Source organism: Streptomyces sp. 549, from assembly GCF_030124175.1.
In the GTDB taxonomy this organism is placed as follows: domain Bacteria; phylum Actinomycetota; class Actinomycetes; order Streptomycetales; family Streptomycetaceae; genus Streptomyces.
The window spans coordinates 14,355-30,241 of the sequence record NZ_JASKMT010000012.1 but is presented as its reverse complement, the minus strand read 5'-3'; the positions used below and the strand labels follow the sequence as shown (position 1 = coordinate 30,241).

General features: G+C 72.1%; 14 protein-coding genes. 9 read left to right on the top strand and 5 right to left on the bottom strand.

Annotated elements, in window-relative coordinates:
* Window positions 1–51: 51 nt before the first annotated feature.
* The 3 genes from QNO07_RS15505 to QNO07_RS15495 are packed head-to-tail and all read left to right on the top strand — an operon-like array spanning window position 52 to window position 1,138.
* Window positions 52–480 (top strand): phage holin family protein, encoded by a 429-nt coding sequence (locus QNO07_RS15505; RefSeq protein WP_502961859.1) that lies wholly within the window; start codon window positions 52–54, stop codon window positions 478–480.
* Window positions 477–872, top strand: a complete 396-nt coding sequence (locus QNO07_RS15500) for a DUF3618 domain-containing protein (protein ID WP_283992594.1) — start codon at window positions 477–479, stop codon at window positions 870–872. Before QNO07_RS15505 ends, QNO07_RS15500 begins: the two co-directional genes overlap by 4 nt.
* Window positions 873–874: 2 nt before the next feature.
* A complete protein-coding gene (locus tag QNO07_RS15495; RefSeq protein ID WP_502961858.1) occupies window positions 875–1,138 on the top strand; it encodes a DUF4235 domain-containing protein in 264 nt (87 codons plus the stop codon).
* 83 nt (window positions 1,139–1,221) lie between these two features.
* Here the strand turns inward: QNO07_RS15495 and QNO07_RS15490 are convergent, their stop codons facing one another.
* Window positions 1,222–1,953, bottom strand: coding sequence for a response regulator (locus QNO07_RS15490; RefSeq protein WP_283992592.1), 732 nt, complete (start codon window positions 1,951–1,953; stop codon window positions 1,222–1,224).
* Window positions 1,954–1,966: 13 nt separating this feature from the next.
* Window positions 1,967–3,397: a sensor histidine kinase gene (locus QNO07_RS15485; RefSeq protein ID WP_283992591.1), complete on the bottom strand. Its 1,431-nt coding sequence runs from the start codon at window positions 3,395–3,397 to the stop codon at window positions 1,967–1,969.
* 253 nt (window positions 3,398–3,650) lie between these two features.
* Between QNO07_RS15485 and QNO07_RS15480 the strand changes: the two genes are divergently transcribed.
* The 5 genes from QNO07_RS15480 (at window position 3,651) to QNO07_RS15460 (ending at window position 10,927) form a co-directional block, all read left to right on the top strand.
* Window positions 3,651–6,236: an ABC transporter permease gene (locus QNO07_RS15480; protein WP_283992590.1), complete on the top strand. Its 2,586-nt coding sequence runs from the start codon at window positions 3,651–3,653 to the stop codon at window positions 6,234–6,236.
* Window positions 6,237–6,577: 341 nt separating this feature from the next.
* Complete coding sequence (locus QNO07_RS15475) at window positions 6,578–7,906, top strand: ABC transporter substrate-binding protein (RefSeq protein WP_283992589.1); 1,329 nt, start codon at window positions 6,578–6,580, stop codon at window positions 7,904–7,906.
* Window positions 7,903–8,886, top strand: coding sequence for a carbohydrate ABC transporter permease (locus tag QNO07_RS15470; protein ID WP_502961857.1), 984 nt, complete (start codon window positions 7,903–7,905; stop codon window positions 8,884–8,886). Before QNO07_RS15475 ends, QNO07_RS15470 begins: the two co-directional genes overlap by 4 nt.
* The gene (locus QNO07_RS15465) at window positions 8,886–9,728 is read left to right on the top strand and encodes a carbohydrate ABC transporter permease (RefSeq protein WP_283992588.1); all 843 of its coding nucleotides are present in this window, start codon (window positions 8,886–8,888) and stop codon (window positions 9,726–9,728) included. The genes QNO07_RS15470 and QNO07_RS15465 overlap by 1 nt, the downstream gene beginning before the upstream one ends.
* Before the next feature lie 14 nt (window positions 9,729–9,742).
* Window positions 9,743–10,927, top strand: a complete 1,185-nt coding sequence (locus QNO07_RS15460) for an ABC transporter ATP-binding protein (RefSeq protein WP_283992587.1) — start codon at window positions 9,743–9,745, stop codon at window positions 10,925–10,927.
* Between the two features lie 74 nt (window positions 10,928–11,001).
* On the opposite strand, the gene QNO07_RS15455 is transcribed toward QNO07_RS15460, so the two are convergent.
* The 3 genes from QNO07_RS15455 to QNO07_RS15445 all read right to left on the bottom strand — a co-directional run bounded on the left by QNO07_RS15455 (window position 11,002) and on the right by QNO07_RS15445 (window position 13,796).
* The gene (locus tag QNO07_RS15455) at window positions 11,002–12,141 is read right to left on the bottom strand and encodes a site-2 protease family protein (RefSeq protein WP_283992586.1); all 1,140 of its coding nucleotides are present in this window, start codon (window positions 12,139–12,141) and stop codon (window positions 11,002–11,004) included.
* 171 nt (window positions 12,142–12,312) lie between these two features.
* Window positions 12,313–12,870 carry a retropepsin-like aspartic protease gene (locus tag QNO07_RS15450; RefSeq protein ID WP_283992585.1) on the bottom strand — a complete coding sequence of 186 codons (558 nt, stop codon included), beginning with the start codon at window positions 12,868–12,870 and terminating at the stop codon, window positions 12,313–12,315.
* A gap of 83 nt (window positions 12,871–12,953) precedes the next feature.
* Window positions 12,954–13,796 (bottom strand): SAM-dependent methyltransferase, encoded by an 843-nt coding sequence (locus QNO07_RS15445; RefSeq protein ID WP_283992584.1) that lies wholly within the window; start codon window positions 13,794–13,796, stop codon window positions 12,954–12,956.
* Window positions 13,797–14,160: 364 nt separating this feature from the next.
* Here QNO07_RS15445 and QNO07_RS15440 point away from each other — a divergent pair, with 364 nt between their 5' ends.
* The gene (locus tag QNO07_RS15440) at window positions 14,161–15,318 is read left to right on the top strand and encodes a N(5)-(carboxyethyl)ornithine synthase (protein WP_283992583.1); all 1,158 of its coding nucleotides are present in this window, start codon (window positions 14,161–14,163) and stop codon (window positions 15,316–15,318) included.
* Window positions 15,319–15,887: the final 569 nt, after the last annotated feature.

Sequence of the window (15,887 nt, the reverse complement as noted above, 5' to 3'; positions counted from 1 at the left end):
TGATTAGCGCGCTGTCAACGGGTACCTGGAACTCCCAGAGCAAGAAGTGAGGTGAGCGCAGTGAGCGGTCCTGTGGGCCACCGGCCGGCCGGCACGAGTGAGCACTCGACGGGTGAGCTGGTAAAGGAGGCGTCGGCCCAGCTCTCGGAGCTGGTCCGCAGCGAGATGCGGCTGGCGCAGGCGGAGCTGACCGAGAAGGGCAAGCGGGCAGGCATCGGCGGGGGCCTCTTCGGAGGCGCCGGAGTCGCGGGGTTCCTCGGCCTCCAGGCGTTGCTGGTCGCCGCGGGGGCGGCCCTCGCCCTGGTCATGCCGGTGTGGGGAGCCGCGCTCATCGTCGCGGCCGTCATGTTCGCCGTGGCGGGTGTGATGGCGCTGACGGGGAAGAAGCAGATCGCCCAGGCGACGCCGCCCATGCCGGAGGAGGCTGTGAGCAGCGTCAAGGCCGATGTCGAGGAGATCAAGGGAAGGGTACGTCGATGACCAGCACCCCCGGGGCCGGGGGCCCCGACGCCAGCAGCCCCGAGCAGTTGCGCAAGCAGGTCGAGCAGACCCGCGAGCGGCTCGGCGACACGGTGGAGGAACTGGCCGCCAAGGCCGACGTGAAGGGCCAGGCCAAGGAGAAGACCGCCGAGGTGCGGGCGCAGGCGCAGGCCAAGGCGGCGGAGGCGCAGGAGAAGGCCGTGCACGCGGCCCACGTCGTGCAGGACAAGGCCGGGCAGGCTGCCCAGGCCATCCAGGAGCGCACACCGGAGCAGCTGCGGGAGTCGGCGCTGCACGTGGCGGAGGTCGGCAGGCGCAACCCGGGACCGCTGATCGCCGCCGGTGTGGTCGTGGTACTGGCGATCGTGCTGCTGCGCCGCAGGAGGCGATGACGATGGCTGCCAAGATGCTGTACCGCCCGGTGGGCATTCTCGTCGGCATGGCCGGCGGTGCGCTGGCCAGCGCGGTGTTCCGCAAGGTGTGGAAGGCCACCGGACACGACAACGACGTGCCGCAGCCGATGGACGAGCACCGCACCTGGCGCGAGGTACTGCCCGCCGCCGCCCTTCAGGGAGCGATCTTCGCCCTGGTCAAGGCAGCGGTGGACCGAGGCGGTGCCACGGGGGTCCGGCGCCTGACGGGCACCTGGCCGGGCTGACCCGGCCCCGCCTCCCGTCCCCCGACCGGCCCGTCCACGTCCGGCCCGCGCCCCTCACCGGGGTGCGGGCCGGACGTGTGCCGTCAGCGGCGCGGGTCCGGGTCGCGGGCGGGGCGGTCGGGGACCGGGCGGATGCCGTTCTCCCAGGCCCAGGCGGCGATCTCCACCCGGTTGCGCGCCCCCAGGCGGCGCTGCACGCTCGCCAGGTGCGTCTTGACGGTGGACAGCGTCACGTACAGCTCCGCGGCCACCTCCTCGTTGGTGCGCCCGCCCGCCACCAGCCGCACCACGTCCCGCTCCCGGGGTGTCAGGGGTTCGGCGTGGCGGGCGGGGACGCTCGGGCCGGCGCCCGGCGTGCTGCTGCCGGTGGCCGTCCCGCTCCCCTCGCCGGACGCCATGCGGGCGAGCAGGCGCACGGTGACCGCCGGGGAGATGAGCGCGTTCCCGGCGGCGGCTGCCCGGACGGCCTCGACCAGCAGCGCGGGCGAGCTGTCCTTGAGCAGGAAGCCGCACGCGCCGTTGCGCAGAGCGCGGTAGACGTACTCGTCGAGGTCGAAGGTGGTCGCGATGAGCACCCGCAGCGGCTCCGGCACCGAGGGGCCGGCGAGCAGCCGGGTCGCCTCCAGGCCGTCCAGCTCCGGCATGCGGATGTCGAGCAGGCAGACGTCGGGGCGCAGCCGCCGGGCCGCCTCGACGGCCTCGGCGCCGTCGGCGGCCTCCGCGACGACCTCCATGTCGGGTTGCGCGTCGAGGATCATGCGGAACGCGGCCCGGACCATGGGCTGGTCGTCGGCGAGGAGCAGCCGGAGAGTCATGGCGCCCATCGTCTCAGCCCTGCCGCCGTCGCCGGTCCCAGGCCGGCGGAAGCGGCAGTTCCGCACGCACCCGCCAGCCGTCCGCCGCCCGCCCGGCACGCGGGCCGGGAGCCGCGTCGGAGTCGCGGTCCGCGTCGGACGGGACCGGTCCGGCGGTGAGGTGACCGCCGGCGGCTTCGACGGTCTCGGTCAGTCCGAGCAGGCCGAAGCCGCCGGACGGCACGGCCGCGGCAGCGCCCGGGCCCGCCGGTCCGGCGTTGTCGGTGACGGTCACCTCCAGGACGTCGGGGCTGCGGTCGGGAACGTGCACCGCCACATCCACCCGGGTGGCGGCGGGCGCGTGCTTGCGCACGTTGGTCAGGGCTTCCTGCACCACCCGGTGCGCGGCCTGCACCAGCGGTGACGGCAGCCCCGCGCCGGGCGGGGCCGCACGCCCGCCGCCGTCACTGCCGGGAGCACCGGCGCCGTGCGGGTCACCCGCGCCGTGCGGGTCGCCGGTGAGCCGCGGATCGACGCGCAGTGTGACGGGCGGTGCCGCCGCGGGGAGTTCGGCGACGGCCCCGGCCAGGAGTTCGCCCAGGTCGGGCGCGGGACCGGTCGGCGCGGTCGCGGGCTCGCGGAGGTCGGTGACCATGGCGCGCATCGACGTCAGCGCTTTGGAACCGGCGTCCTCGATGCCGGCCAGCATGCGGTCCAGCTCCGCCGGGTCCTGGACGTGGCCCGCCGCCGCGACATAGCGGGCCGCCTTGGTCTGGGCGACGATCGCGGTCACGTGGTGGGCGACGAAGTCGTGCAGGTCGCGTGCGTACTGGAGTCGCTGGGCCTGGCGGACGGCCTCGCGCTCCCTGGCCCGCAGCGCGTCGCGCAGCCGCAGGCTGAGGCCGGCGAGCAGGGCGAACGCCAGGCTCACGGTGAACGCGGGCAGTACCAGGTGCAGTTGCACGTGCTGGTCCGGCGGGAGCCGCAGCGGCAGCACCAACGCGGCGAGCGACGGCCCCGTGGAGACGGCGAGCGCGGCGAACAGCCGGCGGCGGCGGAACGCCTGGCAGACGAGCAGCAGCAGCGCGCCGAACTCGACGACGCCGAACGTGTGCTCAGGCCGGTGCGTCAGCTGCGTGGTGACCACCGTCAGCAACAGCGAGAAGCCCGCCGCGCCCCACAGCACCGCCGTCGGCGGCACGGCCGGCAGCCGTGCCGCCAGGCGCACCGACCGGACGGCGGCGGCCAGGCGGCGCCACGGCTCCGGGGGCAGCTGACCCGTCCGCGACGGGCGCCCGGCGCGCAGGGCCAGCAGGCACAGGGCGCCGCTCAGCACGCCGGCCACGGCGGTCGGCAGGTAGCCGGTGTCGGAGCCCTCGAACACGAGCAGCGCCAGCAGCGCGGCGCCCAGCACGGCGGTGGTGGCGGTCCGGAGCTGGCGGCGGAAGGGAGAGGCAGAGGTCACGGTCGCTCACGCTACGACAGCGCGCACGGCGCCCACCTCAGCCTTTCAGCTGAGGCCCGCGGCGCCGTCTCGGCTGTCCGGTGGATCCGCCGGGCGTTGCCCGCCGCGCAGGATCGGGGCTCCGGACGCGTTCCGTCCGGGGGCCGCCGGCCCGCGCGTCGTTCCGCGCCCCGCCCATCTGTCTCGCGATCCTCCGCCGTCCCTCCCGCGGTCCTCTCCCGTTCCGGACCGCACCAGCTCGTGAAGGCTCCCGATGCTCCGCACCGTTCTCCGTACCCTGCGCGCGCACACGCTGCGCTTCCTCATGCCCGCTCTCGCCGTCGTGCTGGGCGTGGCGTTCGTCGCCGGCTCCCTGCTGTACGGGGAGGCGGTCTCGTCCTCGATGGCCAGTGCGCAGGCCCGCTCGCACCCGGACGTGTCCGTGCGGATCCAGCCCGCCGACGACGCCCCCACCGCCGTCCCGGAGGTCCCCGGCGAGACCGCAGGCGACGCGTCCGCCGAAGCGCCCGACGGCGACGCGGGCCACGCGCGGCTCGACGACGCGCTGCTGCGGCAGCTGCGCGACCTGCCCGGTGTCGCCCGGGTGCGGCCGGAGGTCGAAGGCCGGACGTTCGTGGTCGGAGCCGACGGCAGGCCCGTCGGCTCGCTGCACGACGCGGTCGGCGTGGCCCACGTACCGGACGCCACCGGGGCCGACCCGCGCTACCCGCTCGTCGAAGGCCACGGGCCGCGCGGGCCGCGGGAGGTCGCCGTCGACCGGGGCACCGCGGATCGCGCAGGCCACCGCGTCGGCGACCGGGTGCGCGTCGTGGTGGGCGGCGAGGTGCTGCGGGTCCGCCTGGTCGGCGTGTTCACCGCAGAGGACAGCCGGGTGGCGGCGGGCGGCAGCGTCACCGCCTTCGACCTGGCGACCGCACGGGCCCGCCTCGCGCCCGCGCCGGACCAGTTCGACGCCGTCTCCCTGACCGCAGGCCCCGGCGTGGGCGCGGACCGGCTGGCCGCGCAGGCGGACGCGCTGCTCGCGCCCGGCCTGACCGCCCTCACCCGGGCACAGTGGGAGGCCGAGGCGTTCCTGCCGACCGACACCAAGACAGGTGACCTGCTGCTGAGCTTCGCCGCCGTCGCGCTGTTCGTCTCCACCTTCCTCGTCGCCAACACCTTCACCATGCTCAGTGCGGCCCGCGCCCGGGAGCACGCGCTGCTGCGCGCGGTCGGGGCCACCCGCGGGCGGGTGCAGCGCATGGTGCTCGCCGAGGCCGCCGTCGTCGGAACCCTGGCCTCCGCCGTCGGCTACCTGCTGGGCATCGGCGTCGGCAGCGCGCTGCACGCCCTGTTCCCGTTCGCCGGAGGGACGGCCGAGCGGCTGCCGCTGCTCGCCGCGAAGCCGCTGCTCGCCTCGTTCGCGGTCGGGGTGGGCGTCACCGTCGTGTCGGCCTGGCTGCCGGCCCGGCGGGCCGCGTCGGTGCCGCCCGTCGCGGCGCTGCGCCAGGGAGTGCCGGCGCCGGCCGGCGCGCTGCTCCGCCGCAACCTGCTGGGGCTGGGGCTGGTGGGGCTGGCGGCGGCGGCCGGATCCGTGGCCGGTGACGACCAGATGCTGTTCCTGACGGCGGCGGGCCTGCTGCTGGTCGGCATGATCGTGCTGACGCCGTGGTTCGCGCTGGGCGCCACCGGGCTGCTGCGCCGCCCGATGGCGCGGCTGGCGCAGGTGCACGGCAGGCTCGCCGTGGCGAACGCGCGGCGCAACCCCCGGCGGACGGCCGCCACGGCGACCGCGCTGATGATCGGCCTGGCACTGGTCACCGCGGCGACGGTCGCCATCACCTCCATCGGTGCCCACGGGGAACGCAAGGTGGCCGCGTCCTTCCCCGCCGACCTGCGCGTCACGGCGGTCGACTTCGGCGAGATCGACGACTCCGCGGCCCGTCGGGTGGCGCGGCTTCCCGGCACACGGGCCGTCTCCCCCACCGCCTCCGAGTACGGCGGCCTGCCGGGGGGCGGCCACCTGGACCTGCTGGGCCTCGACCCCGGTGCCGCGGCCGACGTGCTGCCGGTGACAGTGCGCGAGGGCAGCCTCGCCGACCTGTACCGGGGCGTCGCGGTGACCACCGAGACCGCCCGCGAGCGCGGCTGGCAGCTCGGCTCCACGGCGGAGATCACCTTCGGCTCCGCCGCCGGGGACGGCACCGAGCCGGTCCGGCTGCCGGTGGTGGCCCTGTACGAGAAGGCGCCGTTCGCGGACTCGGCGCTGGTGGACATCAGGACCCTGCGCGCGGATCGGCCGGGGCTGGAACGGCCGCAGCTCACCTCCGTCCTGGTCCGGGCCGCCGCACCGGAGCGGACAGCCGCGCTCAAGGATGAGGTCGTGCGCGCCCTGGACAACCCGACGCTGCTCGTCCAGGACCGGCGGGACGCGGTCGCCGACGAGTCACGGGCGACCCGGTCGCTGCTGGCGATCGTGTACGCGCTGCTGAGCGTGACCGTGGTGATCGGCGCGCTCGGCGTCGTCAACACCATGACCATGGCCGTCTTCGAACGGGTGAGGGAGATCGGCCTGCTGCGCGCCGTCGGCCTCGACCGCAGCGGCGTCAGGGCGGTGCTGCGGCTGGAGTCGGTGACGATCTCCCTGCTCGGCTGCGCGATCGGCCTGGTCACGGGGACCGTGATCGGGGCCGCCGCGGTGCGCGCCCAGCTGGGCGGCCCAGCGGTGGTCGTGCCCTGGCCGGAGCTGGGCGCCTTCACCGTGCTCACCGCCGTGATCGGTGTGCTCGCCTCGCTCTGGCCGGCCCACCGGGCCGCCGCCGTCCCGCTGCTGGACGCGCTGCGCTCCGACACCGAGTGACCCGCCGGGCGTACCCCGTGCCACGAGTGGCTGACCCCGGGCGCGGAACCGGGCGAACGGCGGGACACTGAATCCGGCACAGGAACCGGCACTGGAACCGGCACAGGAACCGGACCTGCGGGGTACGCAGTGGGCGGCTTCCCGTGGCACCGCGCCGGCGCTGTGCCACGGGCCGTGGGTCACGGCCCGTGGGCGCAGAAAGTGGCAACCCGTCGCCGAGGACGGGTGTACGCCGCTCAGCTTGTGGCAGAAAGAGCTTCAACGTGCCGCATCGGCCGGCACACCGTTCGGGGGGAACCCGCCCCGGCACAGGGCGGCGCAGGCAAGGAGGCCTGATCCTGATGGTGAAAGCGTGGGCACCTGTCAGAGCCGGGCGGCCACCAGGCAGGTTCGCCGCCGCGACCGGCGCCTCGGTGCTGGCGGTCAGTCTGCTGGCCGGCTGCGGCAGCGGCGACGACGGCATCGTGGTGAACCTCTACATCTCCCCCGAGGAGAGCCTCCAGCAGGTGGTCGACCGCTGCAACGAGGAGGCCGACGGCAAGTACCGCATCGTCTACCACCAGCTGCCGCGGGACGCGGACGGCCAGCGCGAGCAGATGGTCCGGCGGCTGGCCGCCGAGGACTCCGGTCTTGACGTGCTCGGCCTGGACGTCACCTGGATCCCCGAGTTCGCCGAGGCCGGGTGGATCGAGGAGTGGACGGGCGACAACCGCGCCGAAGCCGTCGACGACGTGCTCCCCGGCCCGCTGGAGACGGCGACCTGGGACGGGAAACTCTACGGCGCCCCGAAGAACACCAATGTGCAGCTGCTCTGGTACGACGAGCGCATCACCCCCGAACCGCCGCGCACCTGGCGGGAGATGATCGACACCGCCAAGGAGCTGAAGGCGGAGGGCGAACCGCACCGCGTGCTCTTCACCGGCGCCCAGTACGAGGGCCTGGTGGTGTTCTTCAACAGCCTCGTCGCCTCGGCGGGCGGCGAGCTGCTGTCCGAGGACGGCAAGAGGGCCGTCGTCGACGACGGCGTGGTCGAGGCGCTGAAGCTCCTGAAGGAGATCTCCACCTCCGGCATCACCAGCCCCTCGCTGTCCAACCAGCAGGAGGACGAGATCCGGCTCGCCTTCCAGGGCGGCCGGGGCGCCTACCAGTTCAACTGGCCGTACGTGTACGCCTCCTACGCGCAGGAGAAGCCGGACGACCTGGAGCACTTCAAGTGGGCCCGCTTCCCCACCGTCGAGGAGGGCGGCACCAGCCGCACCACTGCGGGCGGCTACAACCTGGCCGTCAGCAACTCCTCGCCCAACAAGCCGGAGGCGTTCGAGGCGGCGCTGTGCCTGCGCAGCGCCGAGGCGCAGAAGTTCCAGGCGCTGCGCTCCGGTCTGCCGCCGAGCATCGCCGGCGTCTACGACGACGAGACGCCACTCGACCCGGACAAGCCCGCTGACCCCGAGACCAACCCGACGATGGCGACCGAGTACCCGCCCAAGGACGACATCCGCGCCGCCCTGGAGGACGCCGCGGTCCGCCCGCTCACCCCGGCCTACCAGAACCTGTCCACCGTCACCGCGAAGGTCCTCTCCCCGCCGTCGGCCATCGACCCGGAGAAGACCGCGGACCGGCTGCGTGAGGAACTGGACGCGGCCCTGGAGTCCCAGGGGGTCCTGCCGTGACCACCACCTCACCCGAGGCGGGCGGGCCCGCCCCCGAGCAGCCGCCCGCGAAGGACACGAAGGACACCGCGACGGCCGTCGACAACCGCAAGGCGATGAGCGAGGGCAAGAAGGCCGAGCGGCGGCTCGCCTGGATGCTGTGCGCCCCGGCCGCGCTGGTGATGGTCGCCGTGACGGGCTGGCCCATCATCTACTCGATCTGGCTGTCCCTGCACCGCTACGACCTGCGCTTCCCCGACCAGCAGGAGTTCATCGGGCTGGACAACTACGTCGTCGTCCTCACCAACTCCTACTGGTGGACGGCCTTCAGCGTCACGATGATCATCACCGTGGTCTCGGTGGTGATCGAGCTGGTGCTCGGCATGGCGCTCGCCATGATCATGCACCGCACGCTGCTCGCCCGCGGCCTGGTCCGCACGGTGACGCTGATCCCCTACGGCATCGTCACCGTCGTGGCGGCGTTCTCCTGGTTCTACGCGTGGACGCCCAACACCGGTTATCTGGCTGAGGCGTTCGCAGGCGACTCCGCGCCACTCACCGAACGCGGCGCGTCCATCGCCATCATCATCCTCGCCGAGGTGTGGAAGACCACCCCGTTCATGGCGCTGCTGCTGATGGCCGGCCTCGCACTCGTCCCCGACGACCTGATGCGGGCCGCGGCCATGGACGGCGCCGGCGGCTGGCAGCGGTTCATCAAGGTGACCGTGCCCGTGATGAAGCCCGCCATCCTGGTGGCGCTGCTGTTCCGCACGCTCGACGCGTTCCGGATCTTCGACAACATCTTCGTGCTGACGTCCGGGGCCAACGACACCTCGTCGGTGTCGATGATCACCTACAACAACCTGATCAGAGGCCTCAACCTCGGCATCGGATCGACCATGTCCGTGCTGATCTTCATCTCGGTCGCCATCATCGCGTACCTCTTCGTGAAGCTCTTCGGCGCCGCGGCACCCGGCAGCACCCAGGGAGGCAAGGGCTGATGGCCATCGCGACCCAGCCGACCGTCCGTCGCAAGTCGAAGTGGGCGTTCGTCAACGTCATCGTCGTGGTCTACGCACTCATGCCGGTGCTGTGGATCGCCTCCCTCTCCTTCAAGACGAAGGAGACCATCAACGACGGCAACTTCATCCCCCGCGCCTGGACGTTCGACAACTACGCCGACATCTTCGCCACCAGCGAGTTCATGCGCGCCCTGTTCAACTCCATCGGCATCGCGCTCATCTCCACCTTCATCGCCGTGGTCCTCGCGACGATGGCCGCCTACGCCGTCGCCCGCCTGGACTTCCCCGGCAAGCGCGCCCTGATCGGGGTGTCGCTGCTCATCGCGATGTTCCCGCAGATCTCGCTCATCACGCCGCTGTTCAACATCGAGCGGCAGCTCGGCCTGTTCGACACCTGGCCCGGCCTGATCCTGCCGTACATCACGTTCGCGCTGCCGCTGGCGATCTACACCCTGTCGGCGTTCTTCCGCGAGATCCCCTGGGAGCTGGAGAAGGCCGCCAAGATGGACGGCGCCACCCCCGCACAGGCGTTCCGCCGGGTCATCGCGCCGCTCGCCGCACCCGGCGTGTTCACCACCGCGATCCTGGTCTTCATCTTCTGCTGGAACGACTTCCTCTTCGCGATCTCGCTGACCGCCTCGGAGTCGTCCCGGACCGTGCCGGCGGCGCTGTCCTTCTTCACCGGGTCCTCGCAGTTCGAGGACCCGACGGGAACGATCTCGGCCGCGGCCGTGGTGATCACCATTCCCATCATCCTGTTCGTGCTGTTCTTCCAGCGCCGCATCGTCGCGGGGCTGACATCCGGTGCCGTGAAGGGTTAGCAAGGGGTACTGCTATGGCTGAGATCGTGCTCGACAAGGTGTCCAAGCGCTTCCCGGACGGCTCCCTCGCGGTGTCCGAGGTCAACCTGACCATCGGGGACGGCGAGTTCCTGATCCTCGTCGGCCCGTCGGGCTGCGGGAAGTCCACCACGCTCAACATGGTGGCCGGGCTGGAGGACATCACCGCCGGCGAACTGCGCATCGACGGTGAGCGAATGAACGAACGCGCACCCAAGGACCGGGACATCGCCATGGTGTTCCAGTCCTACGCGCTCTACCCGCACATGACCGTGCGGGAGAACATCGCGTTCCCGCTGCGCCTGGCGAAGGTCCCCGACGCCAAGGTGAAGGAACGCGTCGAACACGCGGCGGAGGTGCTCGACCTCGTCGACCACCTCGACCGCAAGCCCGCCAACCTCTCCGGCGGCCAGCGGCAGCGCGTCGCAATGGGCCGGGCCATCGTCCGCAGCCCCAAGGCGTTCCTGATGGACGAACCGCTGTCCAACCTCGACGCCAAGCTGCGCGGACAGATGCGCACCGCGCTGTCCCGGCTGCAGAAGAGACTCGGCACCACCACCGTCTACGTCACCCACGACCAGACGGAGGCGATGACCCTCGGCGACCGCATCGTGGTGTTGCAGGCCGGCCACGTCCAGCAGATCGGCAGCCCGCAGAACCTCTACGACCAGCCGTCCAACCTGTTCGTGGCCGGGTTCATCGGCTCACCGTCGATGAACTTCCTGCCGGCCACCGTGCAGGACGGCAGCCTCTCCACCCCCATCGGCACCGTCCCGCTCACCGACCGGGTACGCCGCCACCTGGAGAGCACCGACGCGCCGCGTGAGCTCATCGCCGGCTTCCGCCCCGAGCACTTCGAGGACGCCTCCCTGGTCGACGAGCACCTCCGCGACGAGGGCGGCTCGTTCACCAGCTCGGTCGACGTGCTGGAGTCGCTGGGCTCGGAGAAGTACGCGCACTTCGAGCTGGAGGGTGAGGGCGCCCGCTCCCAGCAGCTCACCGACCTCGCCGCCGTCACCGGCTCCTCCGACGTGCCCACCGGCGGCATCGCCCAGCTCGTCACCCGCCTCTCCTCCGCCACCGAGGCACGCGAGAACGCAGAGCTGGAGGTCTGGTTCGACCCCGACCGGGTCATGCTCTTCAACCCGGAGGACGGGAGGAACCTGACCCTGGAGGGCTGAGGGGCCGCCCGTCTCCCGCGTCCGCATGTCGCGGCCGGGCCCCTGCGGGTCCGGCCGCCGGGCGGGGAGGACGCTCAGAGAGCCCGGCCGCGCCCCGGGTCGGTGGACGCCAGCCAGGAGGTGACCCTGCTGACGTCGGAGGTCGTGACCACGCCCACGACCCTGCCGTCCTCCACCACCAGGGCACGCTGTGTCGGGCTGCTCCCCAGCTCGGGCAGGAGCCGCACCAGCGGATCACCGGGGTGCGGTGTGGGGACGTCGTCGAGCGGGACCATCACCGAGCCCACGGTGGCATCCCGCTCGCCCTCCGGCAGGCCGGCGGCAGCCTTGGCGCTGACCATGCCCACCGGGCGGTCCGCCTCGTCGACGACGGGGAAGGCGGAGTGCCGGTAGCGGAACTCGGGGGCCTGGAGGAACTCGGCCACCGTCATCGAGGCGGGCACCGTGACCGGGTCACGTCCCATGGCCTGGCCCACGGTGACGCCGCCGAGCAGCTCCCGCAGCTTCGCCTGGCCGCCCTCCGCCGTCGCGATGGTGATGAGGAACAGGCCGAGGATGACGAACCAGAACCCGCTGAACGCGGGCCCCACAAGCACGAGGTACACACCGACACCGACCAGCAGCCAGCCCAGTGTCCGGCCGGCGCCCGCCGCAACCGCGGTGGCGCGCAGCGGGTCGCCGGTGGCGCGCCACACCAGCGCACGCAGCAGCCGTCCACCGTCCAGGGGCGCGGCGGGCAGCGCGTTGAAGAGGGCAAGCAGCACGTTGATGCCGGCCAGCCACGCAAGCGCCTCGACGACCAGTCCGGCCCCGTACAGGGCGCCGGACAGCACGGCCAGGAAGCCGAACAGCACTCCGAGCAGCAGGCTCACCAGCGGCCCGACCCCGGCGATGCGGACCTCGGCGGCCGGCGTCGGCGCTTCGCTCTTCAGCCGGGCCATGCCGCCCAGCAGCCACAGCGTGATGTCCTCGACCTCCACGCCGTTGCGCCGGGCCACCAGGGCGTGGCTCATCTCGTGGCACAGCAGCGACAGCATGAAGACCAGGGCCGCCAGCAGGCCGGTGAGCCAGTACTGCCACGGCGGCCGGTCGGGGTAGGCGTCCGGGAACCGGGCCGCGAGCCCGAGGGCGAGCACGGCGATGATGGCCAGGACACTCCAGTGCACCCCGATCCGGATGCCGGCCACCCGCCCGAGCGAGAACGTCGCCTTCACAGGAATCCACCTCCGTTTCGCCTCCCGGGTTCCACGCGGCCGTCTCCCTTACCGGGTTCCACGTCCGCCACACCTCACCCGCCACGCCCTCACCCGCCACACCCTCACACGTCACGCCCTCACCCGTCGCCGACCGACCGGGTCCGGGCCGGTCGAGGGTGACGTTCGCCGTCAGGGAGCGGGAAGCCTCAGCACGCCGTTGTCGTAGTCGACGGTGATCGAGCCGAACCCGCTGAGCACGTCCGAGCCCAGCAGCCCCTGAATCCCGCCGCTGCCTTCGGCCGCAGTACCGAGGTCGATGACCGTGACCTCGCCCGGTTGCAGGGGCACGTCGCCGACCTTCCACTCCTCCACCTCGCCAACGGGAACCTCCCCGGTGGCGATGACGCCGCTCACCGCGCGGCGTTCCCCGGTGAGCTCCAGACCGACCTCGTCGGCCACGTCCTCGTGGACGACGCTGACGGAAGCACCGGTGTCGAGGGCGAACAGGAACGACCCCTCACCGGCGATGGTCACCGGGACGAACGCGAGAGTCCGACCGTCCTGCTCCACGACCCTGAGCGGCACCTCGCGCATCTCGCCGGGCGAGGCCTCCGCGGGTCCGGGGTCGTCGGCACGTTCCTCGGCGACGACACATCCGGCCAGGAGCAGTGCCGCGACCGGTGCCGCAGCGAGCCGGCCCGTCCACCGCCGCCTCGTGCCCGACACCGTGCTGCCCTGGGTCTCCATGTCGCCCGGGGTGCCCGCCCGGGGTGCGGGTAAACGCCTGCGGCGTTCCGGGCGCCCGTGGCAGGCCCCGCCCGTGTGCGCAGCTACGGCTTGCGCCCCACGCCGCCGTAGGCGTCGACCTCCAACGGGCCGCCGAGGAGGTGCCCCGTCCCGGGCCGCCATTCCGTCACCCGGACGATGCCGGGTTCCAGGACGTCCAGGCCGTCGAAGTAACCGGCGATCTGCTGCGGGCTGCGCACGTGGTACGGCACGGCGCCGCTGGAGTTGTACTGGTCCTGCGCCTCCACCATGCCCGGCGACGTGTTGGTCCCGTCGTAGTGCACCAGGTGGCTGCCGGAGGGCAGACCGTCCAGCAGCCGCCCGATGATCACCTTGGCCTCGCCGTGGTCGGCGACGTGGCCCATGACGCCCATGAGGATCAGCGCGACCGGCCGGGACAGGTCCAGGGTGCGCGCCGCCTCCCGCAGGATCCTGTCGGTGTCCCGCAGGTCCGCGTCGAGGTAGTCGGTCGCGCCCTCGGGACTGCTGGTGAGCAGCGCTCGCGCGTGCGCCAGCACCAGCGGGTCGTTGTCGACGTAGACGACGCGGGCTTCCGGAGCCAGCCGCTGGGCGACCTCGTGGGTGTTCTCGGCCGTCGGCAGACCGGTCCCCACGTCAAGGAACTGCCGCATCCCGGTGTCCTCGACCAGGTGCCGGATCGCCCGGTGCAGGAAGCTCCGCGATGTCCGGGCCACGTCCACCAGCCCCGGCCAGGTCGCCGCGATCTGCTCGGCGATCACCCGGTCCACCTCGTAGTTGTCCTTACCACCCAACCAGTGGTTCCAGAACCGCGCCGAGTGCGGCACCGTGGAATCGATCCTGGCCTCCGCCGCTGCCGCATCTGCCGCATCTGCCTGATCGGATGCCTGATCGGACGCGTCCGTCACGTGCCCCTCCTACGGTCGGTGGTCCAACTCCCTGTCCCTGGGCCCAACGTAGCCCCAACTGCCTTGTGGGCAAGCTGCTTTCGGCGGCGCATCACAGCTGTGGCATCGCTGGGAACGGGACGAGGGCCCCGGCAGCCAGCAGCGGATGGCAGCCCGGACGGTGGCGTGCCCGTACATCCGGTACTGACTCCGGCCCAGCGCACGCGCCCGTCGGGCCCGGGCAGGCGACAGTCCCCTGCGCAACCCGCGAGGGAGTACGGTGGCGGTACCGAGCGCACCTCGCACGCCGTCATTCGTCTCGGCGTCGCCCTCGGGGAGCTGCAAGACCGGACCCACCGTGTCCGGAGGAAACGAGCCACCCCACATGAGTCTGATGAGTCTCGGTGTATTCGCCTCCTCCCACAAGGAGAACGAGTTCCGACTGCCGCTGCACCCCGAACACCTCGACCGGATCGCCCCGGACCTGCGCCAGAAGATCTTCCTCGAAGAGGGCTACGGCAGCCGGTTCGGCGTCGCCGACGACGCACTGCGCCCTCTCGTGGCCGGTCTGCGGTCCCGCGAGCAGCTCCTCGCCGAGAGTGACGTCCTGCTGCTGCCCAAGCCGACGCACGAGGACATCGCCGAGCTGCGCGAGGGCCAGGTGCTGTGGGGATGGCCGCACTGCGTGCAGGACGAGAAGATGACCCAGCTCGCCATCGACCGGCGGCTGACCCTGATCGCCTGGGAGGCCATGAACCACTGGACCTCCACCGGGGCCTTCAGCGTGCACGTGTTCCACAAGAACAACGAGCTGGCCGGCTACTCCTCGGTGCTGCACGCCCTCCAGCTCGGCGGGCTCACCGGCAGCTACGGCCGCCGGCTGCGCGCGGTGGTCCTCAGCTTCGGCGCCACGGCGCGAGGAGCGGTCACCGGACTGGGCAGCATGGGGATCTCCGACGTCACGGTGCTCACCCAGCGCGCCTCCACTGCCGTGGCCTCGCCGGTGCACTCGGTGGTGATGGGCCACTTCGAGGAGCAGGAGAACGATCCGTCACGCCTGCGGGCCTCTACGGGGGCCGGTTCCGTACCGCTGGCCGAGTACCTGGCCGGGTTCGACATCATCGTCAACTGCGTGCTGCAGGACACCGACGCGCCGCTCACGTTCGTCTCCGACGAGGAACTCGCCCTGTTCCGTCCGGGCACCTTCTTCGTCGACGTCTCCTGCGACGAGGGCATGGGCTTCGCCTGGGCCCGCCCGACCACCTTCGGCGAGCCCATGTTCACCGTGGGAAACGGCTGCCACTACTATGCCGTGGACCACAGCCCGTCCCACCTCTGGAATTCCGCCACCTGGGAGGTCAGCGAGGCGCTGCTCCCCTACCTTCGCCAGGTCATGAGCGGTCCCGCGGCATGGGACACCGACGTCACGGTCAGGAAGGCCATCGAGATCCGCGACGGCGTGGTCCAGAACCCGAAGATCCTCTCCTTTCAGCACCGGTCGGCCGCATACCCCCATCATCCCGAGGCCCCGGCCACCAGCTGAATGAACGGGCAGCGATTCCAAGGGAACTCACCTGACTCGAATCGACGCATTGGCCGCGTGCCGTGCGGAGAGCGTGATGGGGCTCACGTGGTTCCCACTGTTGAAGATCCCCTCCGTGGCATAGGTTCTTGCGTGCTTCACTCGCTCGGCTGACCTCCGAGACGAGTAACTGTCAGGGGAGAGTTCCAGCGCTCAGAGCCCACTCGGGTTTGACCACCCGAGTGGGGTTCGGCATGGCCTGCAGCGAACGGGTGGCGGGCAAACCGCAGCCCGTGATCTGCCCCATGACGCCGCGTCTACATCAGGGGGAAACTCACGTGCAGGTCCCGGGCCCGTCGGACGTCTCGCCGATTCCAGCGTCGTTCCCCCACTTTCTGAGTCCTGCCGCTGCGGCGGAGATGCCCCGCGGGGCACCGCGACGATGAGCAGCGAGCGCTCGGAAGTCTCCGGCACCAGCAGCGTCTGACGTCCGCAGGCCAGCCACTCGGCCCTGGGGCCCGGCGCAGCGTCTCGGCATGCTCACGCCTCGACCCGACGCCGATGCCGTCACTTTCCACGCGCCTGTCCGC